6 protein-coding genes are annotated in these 16,509 nt (G+C 70.2%); 1 reads left to right on the forward strand and 5 read right to left on the reverse strand.

From position 1 onward, the window contains the following. Positions 1-29 precede the first annotated feature (29 nt). Positions 30-1,670, forward strand: a complete 1,641-nt coding sequence (locus CLV71_RS14350; protein ID WP_133903179.1) for an FAD-dependent monooxygenase — start codon at positions 30-32, stop codon at positions 1,668-1,670. On the opposite strand, the gene CLV71_RS14355 is transcribed toward CLV71_RS14350, so the two are convergent. From CLV71_RS14355 to CLV71_RS14375, 5 genes are all read right to left on the reverse strand, one after another. After that, positions 1,630-3,384 carry a phytoene desaturase family protein gene (locus CLV71_RS14355; protein ID WP_243866435.1) on the reverse strand — a complete coding sequence of 585 codons (1,755 nt, stop codon included), beginning with the start codon at positions 3,382-3,384 and terminating at the stop codon, positions 1,630-1,632. The two genes, CLV71_RS14350 and CLV71_RS14355, sit on opposite strands and share 41 nt — an antisense overlap. Continuing rightward, the gene (locus CLV71_RS14360) at positions 3,381-5,033 is read right to left on the reverse strand and encodes a phytoene desaturase family protein (RefSeq protein WP_133903180.1); all 1,653 of its coding nucleotides are present in this window, start codon (positions 5,031-5,033) and stop codon (positions 3,381-3,383) included. The genes CLV71_RS14355 and CLV71_RS14360 overlap by 4 nt, the downstream gene beginning before the upstream one ends. Next, positions 5,023-14,331, reverse strand: coding sequence for a non-ribosomal peptide synthetase/type I polyketide synthase (locus CLV71_RS14365; RefSeq protein WP_133903181.1), 9,309 nt, complete (start codon positions 14,329-14,331; stop codon positions 5,023-5,025). The genes CLV71_RS14360 and CLV71_RS14365 overlap by 11 nt, the downstream gene beginning before the upstream one ends. Positions 14,332-14,427: 96 nt before the next feature. Further along, positions 14,428-15,321 carry a sterol desaturase family protein gene (locus tag CLV71_RS14370; protein WP_133903182.1) on the reverse strand — a complete coding sequence of 298 codons (894 nt, stop codon included), beginning with the start codon at positions 15,319-15,321 and terminating at the stop codon, positions 14,428-14,430. 350 nt (positions 15,322-15,671) lie between these two features. Continuing rightward, on the reverse strand, positions 15,672-16,505 hold the full coding sequence (locus CLV71_RS14375; protein ID WP_133903183.1) for an MOSC domain-containing protein: 834 nt from the start codon (positions 16,503-16,505) through the stop codon (positions 15,672-15,674). Between the last annotated feature and the right edge of the window lie 4 nt (positions 16,506-16,509).

The raw sequence follows: 16,509 nt of genomic DNA on the forward strand, positions 1-16,509 counted from the left end.
GCGAGGGCCGTTCGAGTCAAGGAGGATGAATGACGGACATCCCGGTGTTGATCGTGGGTGCCGGTCCGGTCGGCCTGTCCGCCGCGGTGTTCCTCGCAGACCACGGCGTACCCGCCATGGTCGTGGAACGTCACGCCGGTACCTCGGTCGACCCCAAGATGCGGGTGGTCAGCCCCAGGGTCATGGAGCTGTACCGGGCGGTCGGCATGGAGGACGCGATCCGGGCGGTCCGCTCTCCCATCGCCGACCACACCGTGGTCGCGCACGCGGAAACCGTCGCAGGGCCGGAGCGCCACCGGGTCCCCACCGGAATCCTCGACGGTTACGAGAACCTGTCCCCGTGTGCCTGGGGGTCCATCGACCAGGACCAGCTCGAACCAGTGCTGCTCGAGCACGCCAGGCGGCTCGGCGTGGAGGTGCGGTTCAACACGACACTCGTCGGCCTGACCGAGAACCCGGACTCGGTCACCGCGCTGGTGCGCGACAGTGTCGGGGAACGGGAGTACCAGGTCTCGACGGACCACCTCGTCGCCGCGGACGGGGTGTACAGCACGGTCCGGTCGATCATGGGCATCCCCCAGCACGGACCGGGTGTCCTCAGACGACTGATCTCGGTCCATTTCCGGGCGGACCTGCGCGAGCAGATGCGGGAGCGCCGGGTCATCGCGCTGAGCGTGCGCAACTCCGAGGTGCAGGGCGCACTGGTCCCGGTGGACGGTGACCGGCGGTGGCGGTTCTCGATCCGGGTCGCCGACGGTGAGAGCACCGCCGACTACCCGGAGGAACGCTGTGTACGCCTGCTCGAGGCGGCGATCGGCGTGCCCGGTCTGCCGCTGGTGATCGAACGGGTCTCCGACGGTCTCTGGGACTTTCGCACCGAGGTCGCCGAGCGAATGCGCGTCGGACGCGTGTTCGTCGCGGGCGACGCGGCGCACGTGATGCCACCCGGTGGGGCGTTCGGTGCCGCCACCGGAATACAGGACGCGTGCAACCTGGCCTGGAAGCTCGCCATGGTCCATCGCGGCGTGGCGGGCGAGTCGCTGTTGGACACCTACGAGAGCGAGCGGTTGCCGGTGGCTCTGGAGACCAGCCGCGAGGCCACCGAGCGTTACCAGGCCGCACAGGGTATGGGGCAGTGCAAACCCACGACGGCCTCGCTGTACCGGGTCTTCTTCGGCTACGTCTACCGCGAGGGGGCGTTCCTCGGCGAGCCCGGCGGCGACCCCGAGGCGTGGGAGGACCCCGAGAACCCGTCGGGCCGCCCCGGTACCCGCGCTCCTCACGTGGTGGTCGAGCACGACGGGTGCCAGGTGTCCACCCTCGACCTCGTCGGCACGGGCTTCGCGCTGTTCGCCGGGCCGGCGGCCACCGGCTGGGCCGAGGCCGCCGACGAGGTCGCACGCAGGTTCGACGTGCGCCTGCCTTGCTACCAGGTCGGTCACGACCTGCGGGACCCGTCCGGCGACCTCCTGCGGCACTACGGGATAGGGCGGAAGGGAGCCGCCCTGATCCGTCCGGACGGCTTCGTCGCGTGGCGCACCGTCGACTCGCCGGCACCCACGGACACGCTGACCGACGTGCTGGCCCGCGTGCTCCACCACCCCGTCGGGTCGACTCCCTCGACGCCGGTCACCCGATCGGTGCCGAGACCGACCGGCGTTCCGGGGTGACCTCGGGCCGCGGCGTGGACCGAGGCCCGACCGGGATGACCACCTGCTTCGGCGGCGGTGCGGTCTCGTCCACGCTCGCGGTGAACTCCCTGCCGTCGTCGCGGCAGACGAACTGCATGACCTGCCTGCCCGCGGTCGCGGCACGGATCAGGCCGCCCGTGGTGGCCCACACGCCCGACTGGTAGAAGTCGGCCAGTCCCGGCAACCCGGGGCCGTGCTTCTTCACCAGCTTCTCCAACGTCTCACCGCTGTCCACGAACGGCTGCCAGCCGAGCACCGTGCCGTCGTAGTTGCCCGTGTAGCGGACCTGGGTGAGCGGGGTGGACAGGTCGCGGGCCACGACGGCCTCCCGCACCCCCGGGTACCGCTGCTCGAGGAGGTCCAGCAGCGCGAGCCGGACCTGCCGCTTGCCCGCGGAGTACGACCGGCCGTGCTTGACCGGCAGGGTGTGCAGCGTCTGGCCGGCTCGCTTGCGGCTGACCTGTTCTGGCCCCTCGTCCAGCGCGCGCCACGGCGCGATGTCGGCGAAGTAGGTGACGTAGAGGATGGTCTGGTTCTCGCCGGACAGCTCCGGGTAGTGCCTGCTGCGGAACTGCACGTTGATGCTGCGGTCCCGGATGCCGATCAGGTCGGCGGCCTGCTCGTCGGTGAGCAGGTGCGTGGTGCACGGGTCCCCTTCCGGGAACGGCCGGTCGAGCCCAAGGAAGAGGCAGACGTACCCGGGGAACACCATGTCCGGCTCGACGATGGTCTCCGTGTAGAGCTTGCGGTAGTCCTCGGTGAGGTAGGCCCCGTCGAGGAAGTCCATCATGGTGGTGCGCCCGTCGGCGGCCGAGACCACGATGTCGGCGCGGTGCTCGGTGCCGTCGTCGAGCCGGATGCCCACCGCCCGGTCGTTCTCGACCAGGATGCGCGAGACCTTGGCGTTGTAGGTCACCTCGCCGCCGAGGCGGAGGTAGCGCTGCTCGATGGAGCGGGCGAGGCCGAGCGAGCCGCCCTCCGGCACGCCCGCGGACAGGTTGGCGTGCGTGGCGAGCTGGAAGTAGAACGGCAGGACCGGGAAGTTCTTGTGCTTCTCGTAGAGCACGTAGTTGAAGGCCTCGCGGAGCAGCGGCTCCCTGAACTTCGCGGAGTAGTCGGTCATCAGCGTGGTGATGGACTTGCGGACCACGTTGAAGAACGGCACGAAGGAGGCCAGCATCCGCCAGCGCTCCAGCGTGCCCATCAGACCGACCGGCTTGAGGAACGGGTAGACCGCCAGTGCCCTGCGGAACTTGCGCAGGCCGTCGCAGAAGTCGCGGACGAGCTTCGCGTCCTGTGGCGAGATGTCCAGCAGGTGTGCTTCCAGCCGGTCCGGGTCGGAGTAGAAGTACACCGCCCTGCCGTCGGGGGCGCGGACGATGTTGAACACGTCGAAGTTGCGCATCTCCTTGCCCTGCAGGGCACCCAGCTCCAGCCAGATCTGGTGCATCTCGTTGCCCGGACCGCTGCCCAGCAGCCAGCTGATGCAGCAGTCGAAGGTGAAGGCGCCCCGGTCCCAGGCCGTGCAGCAGCCGCCGGGGATCTCGTGCATCTCGAAGACGCGGCTCTCGTACCCGTTCATCTGCGCGTAGGCACCGGTGGAGAGGCCGCCGAGGCCGGCACCGATGATGATCATTGTCTTGCGTTGGCCGGTCATCGTGTCCTCGGTGAGTGGTCGTCGGTTGTCGTTCACGTGGTGCTCGCCTGTCGCTCCGGCCAGGTGTCGAGCTGTGGCAGGTGGCCGAGCTTTCCCGGGTGCCACGGCTCGTCGCCGTCGCTTTCCCATGCCTGGAACGGCACACCCAGCTCCTGGCACACGTACTGCATGACGAACCGGCCGGATGACGCCGCCCGGATCAGACCGCTCTCGGCCACCCACTGCCCGGTCATGTGGAAACCGGACAGGTCGGGTAGGCGCATCCGGTCCTTGGCGACGAGCTTCGCCAGCAGGTCGTCGGCCTCCGGCGACTTCCAGCCGCCGATGCTGCCCCTGTGGTTGCCCGTGTAGCGCTCGGTGGTGGTGGGGGTCGCGACACTCACCATCTCGATGCGTTCACCGAGACCGGGGTAGCGGCGGCCCAGGAACTCCCGGACGAACTCGGCCACGTCCTGCTTGCGTGCCCAGTAGCCCCTGCGGTCGGTCGACCGCAGGGACTTCCAGTAGTCGTAGTCGCTGAAGTAGGTGCAGTGGATGAGCGACCTCCCCGGCGGCGCGAGGTCGTCGGTGTAGCGGGACCGCAGCTGTACGACGATGCTGTCCTGCAGGCTGCCGGGCAGCCGGGCGGCGTCCTCACGGGACAGCAGGTAGGTCGTGCTGTGCGACTCGTTCGCGTCGACGTCGCCGCCGAACCCGACGAAGGCCGAGACCACGGCCGGGAACATCTCGCCTGGCCGGTGCCTGACCTCGTTGTACAGCTTGTCGACGCGGGGGTTGGTGTACGCGCCGCCGAGTAGCTTGTGGAGGGTCGTGTAGCCGTCGCAGGCCGCCACGACGTGGTCGGCGTAGTGCCGCCGGCCGCCCCGCATCTGCACCCCGACCGCGCGCCCGTCCTCCACGATGACGCGTTCCACCCTGGCCCGGAAGTCGATGACGCCGCCGAGTGAGGTGTAGCGTTCCTCGATCGACCTGGCCAGGCCCAGTGAGCCGCCCTGCGGGAAGCCCACGTTGCCGTTGTGGGCGCCCGCCATGGTGTAGAGGTACGGGATGAGGGCGAAGTTCTCCGGGTCCTGGAAGAAGATGTTGCGGAACCCCTTGCGCAGCAACGGGTCCTGGAACCTGTCGGCGAACGTGTGCATCTGGGTCGCCCCGTTGCGCCAGAAGAGCCGGAACATCGGCAGCACCTGGCGCAGCATCGTCAGCCGCTCCCGCGTCGAGCGAAGTGCCGGCGCGGTGAGGAACGGGTGGATGTCGACCTTGGTGAACCGCCGCAGGTCGGCGCAGAAACGCCGGATCAGCGGCGCGTCCACCGGCGAGATCGCCAGCAGGTGGCTCTCCAGCCGGTCGGGATCGGTGTAGAAGTCCACCGACCGGCCCGACACGTCGACCACGCGGTTGAACAGCTCGTAGGTGGTGATCGACTTCCCGTCGAGCGCGCCCAGCTCCCGCCACACCTGGTTGGCCTCGTTGCCCGCCGCGGTGCCGTTCAGCCACTCGATGCAGTAGTCGAAGATGTAGCCGTTGCGCGACCACGCGGTGCAGCAGCCGCCCGGCAGGACGTGCTTCTCCAGAATGCGGGTCCGCAGTCCGCTCATCTGGCCGTAGCAGCCCGCCGCCATCCCGGACACGCCCGCACCGATGATGATCACCGACGGGGCGTCGCCCCGGCCGTCGTCACGGGGCATTGGTGGCCTCCTTGGCGGCCATGATCTCCCGGACGACGGCGGCGTTGGCCTCGGCGTGGTCCTTGTCGAGCATCTCGGCGTGGGTGCCGTGGCCGCGGACCACCCGGGTGCCCGTCGCGGAGCTGCCGTGCCAGCTGCCGTGCTCGCCCGCGTCGTAGGTGTCCACCTTGTCCCGGTCGGAGACGAGCGTGACCGGCGCGGTGACCGTGCCGAGGTTGGGGGTGCGGGCGCAGTAGTGGATGTACTCCCTCGCCTGGTCGAGCGTGTCCTGGACGACCGTCTCCGACCCGGTGTGCCTGCGCAGGTGCTCACCCAGCTCCTGCTCGAACAACGCGAAGTACTCGTCGTACTCGGCGCCGAGGTCGATGGCCTCCGGGATGCGGTGCGAGTCGATGATCACCACGTGGGACACGGTCCTGCCACGCCGTTCCAGCTCCTTGGCCACCTCGAAGGCGATGTTGCCGCCGAGGGAGTAGCCGAGCACCGTGCACGGCCCCTGCGGGTACGCGGACTCCACCAGGTCGGCGAAGCGCGCGGGTTTGTCCTCGCCCGCGAGGTAGTTGAACGACACGAACTCGTGTTCCCGCAGGTGTGTCGCGAACGTGCGGTACACCAGGCCGTGCCCGCCCGCGGGCGGGAAGCAGAACACCGGGTCGCCCTGACCGGCGTTGAACGTCAGGTACGGCTCCGCGCTGCCGATGCGGCCGTTGACCATCAGCTCGACGGCCCTGGCCATGCCGTGCAGCGTGGTGATCTTGAACAGCTGGCTCACCGGGATCGCGACGGAGAACTCGGCCTGGAGGGCGTAGATCAGCTCGATGAGCTTGATGGAGCTGCCGCCCACCTCGAAGAAGTCGTGCCGCAGACCGACCTGGTCCAGGCCGAGCAGTGCCTTCCAGCGCTCGACCATGCGGACCTCGTAGAAGGTCACGGGTGCCTCGTACTCCTGCTCGTCGGCCTCGGCACGCGGGGCGGGCAGAGCGGCGACGTCGACCTTGCCGTTGGGCGTCAGCGGCAGGCCCGGCATCTCGACGAAGTAGGACGGGATCATGAACGTGGGCAGGTAGCCCGCCAGGTGCGCACGCAGCTCGCGCCGGTTCAGCTCGGTGCCGGGCTGCGGGACGTAGTAGGCGCACAGCACGTCCTCGCCCCTGCCGTCGGGCCGCATCGCGACCACCGCCTGGGCGAGGCCGGGCCAGCCGGCCAGGCGGGTCTCGATCTCGCCGATCTCGACGCGGTGGCCGCGGACCTTGACCTGGCTGTCCGCGCGACCGAGCAGCTCGAGCTCGCCCGCCGCGGTCCACCTGGCCAGGTCGCCGGTGCGGTACAGGCGCATCGGTTCGCCGTCCAGGTCGCGGGTGACGAAGCGCTTGGCGGTCTGCTCCTGGCTGCCGACGTAACCCTCGGACACGCCCGTCCCGCCGACCCACAGCTCGCCGGGGATGCCCGCGGGCACCGGCTCGCCCCGTTCGTCGAGGAGGTAGACGGCGCTGTTGGGGAACGGCCGTCCGATCGGGACTGTCCTACTGGGCTCCAGTTCGTCGACCGGGCCCTCGAAGTAGGTCGTGTCGATGGTCGCCTCGCTCACGCCGTAGGAGTTGACCACCCGCGTGTCCGGGCCGCAGAGCGCGCGAAGGCGTTGGTACTCGGCGACCTTCCAGGTGTCGGAACCCACGATCATCAGGCGCATGAAGTCCAGCCGCCGGTCGTGGCGCTCGCAGTAGGACATCAGACCGCGCACGATGGCGGGCACGAACTCGGCGCAGTCGACCCGCTCGGTCACCATCGTCGTGTACAGGCGTGCGGTGTCGAACAGCAGCTCGTGGTCGGCCAGCACCAGGGTCGCGCCCGAGCACAGTGCGCGGACCAGGTCCCCGGTGAACACGTCGAAGGCGGGGCTGGCCATCTGCAGGTGCACCCGGACGTCGGTGTCCAGGCGGTACTCCTCGCGCCAGCCCGCCTGGACCGACGCCAGGTTGCGATGGGTGACCCGGACCGCCTTGGGCCTGCCCGTCGAGCCGGAGGTGTAGATGACGTAGGCGGTCTGGTCCATCCGCACCGGGGCCAGCTCCACCCCCGAGACGTTGCCGATGTCCAGGTCGGCCACGGTGAGCACGCGCTCGGCGAGCCCGCTGAGCCGTTCGTGCTCGGCCTCGTCGACCACGACCAGGCGCGCGCCCGCCACCTCGACCATGTAGGACAGGCGGTCGGCCGGGTACTCCGGGTCGAGCGGCAGGTAGGCGCCGCCCGCCTTCAGCACGGCCAGGAGGGTGACCACCAGCTCCGGCGACTTGTCGAGGCACAGCGCCACGACGGCACCGTCGCGCACGCCCAGCCGGTGCAGCCGCCGTGCCAGCTCGGTGGAGCGCCGGTCGACCTCGCCGTAGGTCAGCTGCCGGGTGGTGTCGTCCGTGCCGGGCGCCGACACCGCGACCGCGTCCGGCGTGCGCTCCGCGACCCTGCTGACCATCGCGGGCACGGTGGCCTCGGCGGGGATCCGGCGGGCCGCGCCGCTCCACTCGCCGAGGACCACGTCACGCTCGGCCGGGGCCAGCATGCCGAGCCGGTCGATCGGGTCGGTGCCCGGCCGCTCGGTCAGCTCGGTCAGCAGGTTGACGTAGTGCGTCGACATCCGCCGCACGGTGTCGGCGAGGAACAGGTCGGTGTTGTACTTGAACACGCAGTGGAAGCGCTGGTCCGCCTCGTCCTCGTAGGCCGAGAGCGTCAGGTCGAACTGGCCCTCCTCCTCCGGCAGCTCGATGTACTCCAGCCGGTAGCCGTACTTCTCGGTGGCCACCTTGTGCGCCAGCAGGATGAACATCGCCTGGAACACCGCGGAGCGGCTCGGGTCGTGGCGCAGGCCGAGCTTCTCGACCATCAGCACGAACGGGTACTCCTGGTTGTCCAGTCCGTTGAGGACGGTCGTCTGGACCTGGGCGATCAGCTCGGCGATGGTCGGCTCACCGGAGAGGTCCGCCCGCAGCGGCAGCGGGTTGACGAGGTAGCCGTAGACCGAGTCGAACTCCTTGCGGGTCCGGCCGGTCACCGGGCTGCCGACGATGATGTCGTCCTGGCCGGAGTAGCGGTGCAGCATGACGTAGTAGGCGGCCAGCAGCACCATGAACACGGTGACGTTGTGCTCGCGGGCCAGGGCACGCACCCTGGCGCTGAGCGCGCGGTCGAGCACGAAGAACTCCGAGGCGCCGTTGTGCGTCTGCACGACCGGCCTCGGTTTGTCGGTGAGCAGGTTCAGGCTCGGGACCTCGGCGGGCAGGTGGCCGCGCCAGTACTCCAGCATCCGGCCCGCGTCCGGACTCGCGAGGAAGCGGTTCTGCCAGTTGAGGAAGTCCAGGTAGTACGCGGCAGGCTCCGGCAGCTCCACCCGCTCGCCCCGCCGCAGACCCTCGTAGACGGCCAGCAGCTCCTCGATGAACGTGAACGTCGAGACGGCGTCGGAGATGATGTGGTGGACCGCCTTCATCATCACCCAGCGGTCCGGGCCGCGCTTGAACAGCCGGAAGCGCAGCAGGGGATCGGTCTCGAGGTCGTAGGGTTTGCGGTACTCCTCGATGATCATCCGGTAGATCTCGTCCCAGCTCCGGTCCTGCACGTCGACCATGCCGACGTCGACCACGGCCTCGTCGGCCACGCGCTGGCTCGCCTGCCCTTCCTCCAGCACGAAGTTCGTGCGCAGGCTCGGGTGGCGGGCCACCATCGCGCGCACCGCCTCGAACATCAGCTCGGGGTCCAGCTCGACGTGCATCTCGACCGCGCCGCCGATGTTGTAGGCGAAGCCGTCGGGGTTGAGCTGCTTGAGGAACCACAGCGCCTTCTGGTTCTGCGTCAGCGGGAACCGGCTCCGGTCGGTGTACACGGTCACCGACGAGGACTCGGCCGCGTCGTCGGCCGACACCAGGTCGAGCAGACCGGCGTGCAGCTGCTCGACCAGCTCGTCGACGCTGGTCCCGCTCAGCAACGCCACCAGCGGCAGCGTCACGCCGAGCACGGTGTTGACCTTGGCGCGCAGCTCCATGGCCAGCAGCGAGTCCAGGCCCACCGAGGTGAGGTTCCCCGCCGGTTCGACCTGCTCCACTGGGACCCGCAGCACGCTGGAGACCAGCGCGGTGAACTGCTCGACCACGAGCGTCCTGCGCTTGTCCGCGTCCGCCTCCCGGAAGACCTCCAGGAAGCCGCAGTCCGCGGGTTCGGCGGCCCGCGTCGACGTCGCCAGCTCGGCGACCAGCGGCGGCGGCGACGGGTACCAGGACAGGAAGACCGGCCAGTCGTCCACTGTGGCCACCAGCAGCTGCGCCCGGTCCTGGCCGATGACGCGTTCCAGCACGGCCATGCCCGCGTCCGGCGACAGCGAGCTCATGCCCCGGCTGTCGCGGTAGTGGCCGATGAGCCCCAGCTCCTCGATCATGCCGGTGGCCCACGGGCCCCAGTCGATGCTCAGCGCGGGCAGCCCCGAGGCACGCCGGTGGTGGGCCAGCGCGTCGAGGAAGGCGTTGCCCGCGGCGTAGTTGGTCTGGCCCGCGGTGGTGAGCAGCGAGGCGATCGACGCGAAGAGCACGAAGTGCTCCAGCGGCTCGTCCCGCAGGTGGCGGTGCAGCAGCCAGCCGCCGACGACCTTCGGGTCGTGTGCCGCGTCGAACGCCTGCCGGTCCATGTCGGGCACCGGCGTGTCGCGGACCTGGCCCGCGAGGTGGAAGACGCCGCGGATCGGCGGTGCCTGGCCTCGGCGGTAGTCGGCGAGCCAGTCGACCAGCTGGTCCTCGTCGGTGATGTCCAGCGGCGCCAGGATCGGCTGCGCGCCCCTGGACTCCAGCTCCCGGACGAACGCCACGGCGCGGCCCGCGGGGGAGTCGGGGTCCAGGGTGCCCCACCCGGCTCGTTCGGGCAGCCTGGTGCGGCCGACCAGGATGAGCCGCCGGGCGCCGCGTGCGACCAGCGTGCGGCACAGCACCCTGCCCAACGCGCCGAACGCGCCCGTGACCAGGTAGCTGCCGTCCGGCCGCAGCCGTGGCGGCAGCGGTCTGGTGAGGTCGGTGACGGGCAGCAGCCTGCTGGTGAGCCGACGCGTACCGCGCAGGGCGATCTCGTCCTCGTCGGTCGAGGACAGCTCACGCAGCAGTGCCTCGGCCTCTGCCAGCAGGGAAGCGGGGCCGGCCGGCGCGGTCGGGTCGAGGTCGACGAGCTTGCCGTGCTGTGTGGCCAGTTCCTGGTACCACAACACGCGTCCGATGCCCCACGCCCTGGCACCGAGTGGCTCGACCGGCGCACCCGGCTCGACGGCCTGGGTGCCCCTGGTGACCACGTGCAGCCTGCCGCCAAGGCGCCTGGCCAGCATGGTCTGCGCCAGCGTGACGAGTGAGTAGCCGCCGAGGCTGGTGTGCCGGTCGATCTCGTCCCTGGTCAGGTCGGCCAGCGGGGGCAGGTCGAGGTTCCACAGGTGGACCACGGCGTCGAACCCGGCGCCGTCCTGGTCCTCGAGGTCGGCGAGCAGGCGCTCGAGGTCCTCGGCCGAGCCCGGCGTGACCGTGGACTCGTGGCGCCCGAACCGGTAGCGGTGGCCGGGGCGCACGAGGTGGCAGCTGCCGCCGCGGTCGGCGACGAGGGTCGCGAACCGCTCGGCGAGTCCGCCGGAGTCGGCGAGGACCAGCCAGTTCCCGCCCGGGTCCTGCTCCTCGAGTGGTGGTCGTTCGGTCCAGGTCAGCTCGGCGAGCCAGTTGTCGATCGTGCCGGTGCCGACGGTCGTGGCCGCCTTCTCCACGTCGGTGGCGCGGAAGCCGGTGACACGGCCGAGCGGTGTGCCGTCGTCGGCGTAGACGGTGATGTCGCCGACCAGTTCGTCCGTGCCGCGGCCGGTGATGGCCGCGTGCACCCACAGCGGCTGGTTCCCGACGCGGTCGACCCGCATCTCGTCGATGGACATCGGCAGCCGGATGCCCGTGTCGCCGTCGTCGCGTCCGGCCAGGAGGAGCGGGGTCAGCAGCGTCTGGAACGACGCGTCGAGCAGCACCGGGTGGAAGTGGTGGCCCTCGGCGTCGGCCTCGACGGCCTCGGTGGGCGCGATGCGGGCCAGTGCCTCGTCCCGGCCGATCCAGACCTCCTGTATGCCCTGGAAGGCAGGGCCGTAGTGGTAGCCGAGCTCGGCGAGGGCGGTGTAGCAGGCGGGCCCGTCGAGGTACTGCTCGGCGCGGGCCCGCACACGCGTCATGTCGAGCCCGGTGCCCACCGGCCGGTGTTGCCCGACGCGGACGACGCCACTGGCGTGCACCACGCGGTCCTGTGTCTCGTCGGTGGCCGTGGCGATGGTGAAGGCGGCGTCCTCCGAGGAGAACCCCAGCCGCACTGCCCTGGTCTCGGTGTCGGACAGGAACAACGCCTTGCGCAGGCGGATCTCGGCGAGGGTGGCCCCGGTGCCACCGGTCATGGCCAGCACGGCCTGCGTGGCCATCTCCAGGTAGCCTGCGGCGGGGAAGAGCACGTTGCCCTGGATGCGGTGGTCCTCCAGGTACGGCATGGCCTCGACGTCCAGCCGCGCCTCCCAGGTCGGCTCCGCACTGGCCATGCGCCGACCCAGCAGCGGGTGGTCGCGTCGGCCGAGGCGGATCTGTTCGACGGGCTTCGGCTCGACCCAGTACCGGTCGCGGCGCCACGGGTAGCGAGGCAGCGGCACCGGCCTCCCGGTGGGTTGCAGTGCCTGCCAGTCGACCTCGACGCCGAGGTTGTGCAGTGCGGCGACGGACAGGGCGAAGCGCTCGGTCTCGTCCTCCTGGCGCCGGATCGAGGGTACGACGTGGCCGGTGACGCCGTGGCCCTCGAGGATCTCCCTGATGGAGTGCGCGAGCACCGGGTGCGGGCCGATCTCGAGGAACAGGCGGAAGCCGTCGTCGACGAGCCGGTCGACCGCGGCGTTGAAGCGCACGTGGTCGCGGACGTTGTCCCACCAGTACTCGGCGCCCAGCTCCGTGCCGTGGGCCACGCCGTCGCGGCCGGTCAGGTAGAGCGGCACCTCGGCGCGTCGTGGCGCCAGTCCGTCCAATGAGGACAGCAGCTCGTCCTTGATCCGGTCCATGTGCGCGCTGTGGTAGGGCACCTGGACGGAGAGGAGGCGGTTGAAGACCTGTTTCGTCCGCAGCTCCGAGGCGATCTCGGCGAGTGCGTCCTCGTCACCCGCGAGGGTGGTGGAGGTGGGGCTGTTCACGGCGGCCAGCGACACGCGGTCGCCGAAGGGCCGGACGAGGCGCGTGGCCTCCTCCTCGCCGAGGCTGACCGCGAGCATGGTGCCCGTGCCGACGAGGCGTTGCTGCAACCGGCTGCGGTGCACGGTCACGCGGACCGCGTCCGCCAGGCTGTAGACCCCCGCCTCGTAGAAGGCGGCGACCTCGCCGGTGCTGTGCCCGACGATGGCGTCCGGGGTGACGCCGTTGGCACGCCACAGCGCGGCGAGGCCGATCTGGAGCGCGAAGTTGGCGGTCTGCGCGAGCCAGGTCTGCGCCATGGCCGAGTCGGCCTCGTCGGCGTTCAGCTCGTCGATCAGGGAGAAGTCCGCGATCCTGCGCATCTCCCGGTCGCAGCGGTCGATGACGTCCCGGTAGACCGGCTCGGTCTCGTAGAGCTGCCGGCCCATCGCCCACCACTGCGGGCCCATGCCGGTGAACACCCACACCACCCGCCGTTGCGGCACGTCGAGCACCCGGTCCTGGAGCACCCTCGGGTGTGGCTCGCCGCGCTCGACCGCCGCGAGTGCGTCGTCGAGCGACTCGCGCGTGGAGTACACGACCGACAGCCGCGACTCCAGGTGCTGGCGGCGGTGGGCCAGGGTGTGGCCGAGGTCGGCGAGGGACACGCCTTCGCGGGCCAGCTCGCGGCGGAGGCCCTCGGCCAGCTCGGGTAGCCCGGCCGGGTCGCGGGTGGACAGCGGCAGAACCGCGTAGCCGGGCCGCTCCTGGGCTGCCGGCCTTTCGGTGACCCGTCCGGGTGGTTCCTCGAGCAGGACGTGCGCGTTGGTGCCGCCGAAGCCGAAGGAGTTCACCCCGGCACGCGCGGGGCCCTCGTGGGCGGGCCACGCGGTCGCCTCGGTCGGGATGTCGAAGGGCATCGACTCGAGGTCGATGTCGGGGTTGACCCGTTCGAGGTTGATGTGCGCCGGGATGAGCCGGTGCTCGAGCGCCAGGGCGGTCTTGATCAGCCCGGCGATACCGGCCGCGGACTCGGTGTGGCCGATGTTGGTCTTGACCGAACCGACGTAGCAGCCCGCGTCCTTCGCTCGGCCGATGGCCAGCGCGCGACCGAGTGCGTTCGCCTCGATCGGGTCACCGACGGGGGTCGAGGTGCCGTGTGCCTCGACGTACTGCAGGTCGCCAGGGGAGATGCCCGCCTCGCCGCACACCTTGCGGATCAGGCTGACCTGGGCCTCGGCGCTCGGCACGGTGATGCCGTCGGTGCGGCCGTCCTGGTTGACGCCGCTGCCGATGATCACCGCGTGGATCGGGTCGTCGTCGCGCAGGGCGTCGGCCAGCCGCTTGATCGCGACCATGGCGACGCCCTCGGCCCGCACGTAGCCGTTCGCCGCCGCGTCGAAGGTGCGCGAGCGGCCCTCGGGGGACAGGAAGCCGCCCTTGGTCTCGGCGATCGTGTACTGCGGCGTCATGTGCAGCAGCGTGCCGCCCGCGAGCGCGAGGTCGGTCTCACCGCTGCGCAGGCTCTGACAGGCGAGGTGCACCGCGACCAGTGAGGAGCTGCACGCGCTGTCGAGGGAGACGCTGGGGCCGCGGAAGTCGAAGCAGTGCGAGATGCGGTTCGACACCATCGTCATCATCGTGCCGGTGGCGGTGTGCGCGGCCAGTGTCTCGAAGCCGAGGTCGGCGAACTGGACGATCTTGTAGTCCAGGGTGAACGCGCCGACGAACACGCCGACGTCACCGCCCGCGAGGTCGGCGGGACGCTGGCCGCCGTCCTCGAGTGCCTCCCAGGTCACCTCCAGCAGCTTGCGCTGCTGCGGGTCCATGTATCCGGCCTCGCGGGGGCTGATGCCGAAGAAGGTCGGTTCGAACTCGTCGAAGCCGTCGATGTAGCCGCCTCTGCCGCCGACCAGCCTGCCCGCCTTGGCCTTGTCCCGGCTGCCCAGGGTGGTGACGTCGTACCGGTCGGCCGGAGTCGGCTCGATGCAGTCCTTGCCGTCGACCAGGTTCTGCCAGAACTTCCGGTGGTCCGACGCCCCTCCCGGTAGGCGACAACCGATGCCGATGATGGCGAACTTGTCTGGCTTGGCCGTGGATGAACCCGTCAAGTGAGATCCTTCGTCGTGACGCCGCCTCGAAGCAGAACCAGGACGGCGTGGAGCCGGTCAGGTGGTGCGGACGGTGGTTGGACCCCACCAGTTCGGTCAGCCGGGCCTGGCTGGGTCCGATGACGAGGCGGGTGTGCGCCGCCGCCAGGGGTGGGTGAAGGTGGTCACGAGTGCGCCCGTGGGCGGGAACGACGTCGGGTCGCTGAGCCCGACGGCGACCGGCTCGCGGCCCGGGTACCAGGTGAAGCTGCCGAAGAGCTTGTCCCAGAAGGCAAGGTCGGAGCCGTAGTGGCCTGCCTCGGCGAGGTCGGTGCTGTGGTGCAGGCGGTGCTGCTCGGGACTCACCAGCAGGTAGTTCAGCCAACCGATGCGGACGTCGATGTTGGCGTGGATGAAGTACCCCTGCGCCGCGACGAACAGCCCGACCACGAGGACCGACGGGGCGGAGAACCCGGCGACGGCCAGCGCGAGCTGCACGACACCCTGGGAGATGACGATGTCGAAGACGTGGTTGACACCGTTGTTGCCGACGTTCACCTTCTCGGGCACGTGGTGCACGCCGTGGAACCGCCAGAGCCACGGGTTGGTGTGGCCGAGCCGGTGCATCAGGTAGCTGCCGAGCGAGCCGACCAGCAGGGCGGCGGGGATCTCCGCCTGCGGCGGCAGTGCCGGGTCGAGCGGCGAGACCACGACGACGATCATCGTGACCAGCGTCTGCGCGATCGCCGCGCTGACCATGGTCAGTACGAAGTAGACGCCGTACCAGCCCCACTCCCGGCGGTCGGGGCGCCAGGCGGGCTGGTAGGGGATCAGGCGCTCGAGCACGGCCAGGTAGCTGATGGCGCCGACCAGGAACAGCGGGCTGACCACGGCCGGATCCCAGTCCAGCCGCAGCGCCGCCGTGGCCACGACGAGCACGGCGGCCAGCAGTACCGGGTACGCGACCCGCCGCAGGACCGGGTACGCGCCGGTGTTCGGGCGATCACTCATCTCGCACACCGCGGTCGCGAGGCCAATGAGCTGCCGGGGCGCCGGGGAGCGCTTCCAGCCGGACATTCCGAGTGACTTTCACACCTTGGTAATTACCTACCCGAGCGAAACCGTGAAAGACCTCGACACCCAGTTCACCTGAACGAAGGTCGACTTCGTAATCGTGGGTGAGAGAACTCGGATTATCCAGCCTGACGGGTCACCCTCGCCCGGGTGAGACGCAGCACTTCTCTTGCTGTGTGTGACAGTCATTCCGGGGCGGTCGCCGTTGATTTCACGGGCCCACGGATGGGGTATTGCGAAGTGTACCCACAGGTGGTTTGATCCAAACTCGACTGGTCTGCCCGTGGTTATTCCGAATCTGCTGAACAGGGAATTGTTTCGGTCTGATGTCCGACGGGCCGACGCCACGCGGTGACGGCGACGGGGTCGCCGGTGGCGATGTGGCCGGGTGCCAGGACGGTGGCCTTGAGGCCGAAGCTGACACCGTCGGGCTCGCGGCGGTAGCCGGCGAGGGTGCGCAGCGGTTCGGGGCCACGACCCTGTCCGGTGGTCTGGTCGGTCATGGTCACCGCGCAGCGGATGGCCCGTTCGCCGAAGCCGATGCCGGTGGTGCCGATCGTCATGCGGTGCACGCGGTCCTCGGTGTGCGGGTCGGGCCAGCCGGTGACGACGATGTTGGGGCGGAACCGGCTCATGGGCACCGCGGTGGCGCCGCGCTCCCGGATGCGGGTGTTGAGGGAGTCCAGGGAGGACTCGGAGGTGACCAGCAGCGCGGTGAGGTCGGGTTGGCGGGCACGCACGGCCCTGGCGGGCTCCCGGACGAGCCGGGCGGATCTGCCGAGTACGTCACCGAGCCACTCCGCGACGGCGTCACCCTGGTCGATGCCCGCACCGGGCCACTTCTCGACGTCGACCGCGACGGATCGGGTGGCGTCGGTGACGACCTCGACGGTCAGGTCCTCCGTGCCGGGAGCGCCGAGGACGAGCGCGGCCCCGACACGCCGGGCCCGGATCGTCGCCATCCTCGGCACCGCTCCCTGCCACACCATCGACCCGTCCGGCCCGACGACGGAGAACAGCCGATCGTCCGGCAACCCGGTCATGCCGACCTCGGCCCGATCCATCGCGACCCCGGCGCAACCCTTGACCGGATAGCACGTCAACGCGGAGACGACCGCCACCCGT

This window comes from Actinophytocola oryzae (genome assembly GCF_004364325.1).
Classification (GTDB): domain Bacteria; phylum Actinomycetota; class Actinomycetes; order Mycobacteriales; family Pseudonocardiaceae; genus Actinophytocola; species Actinophytocola oryzae.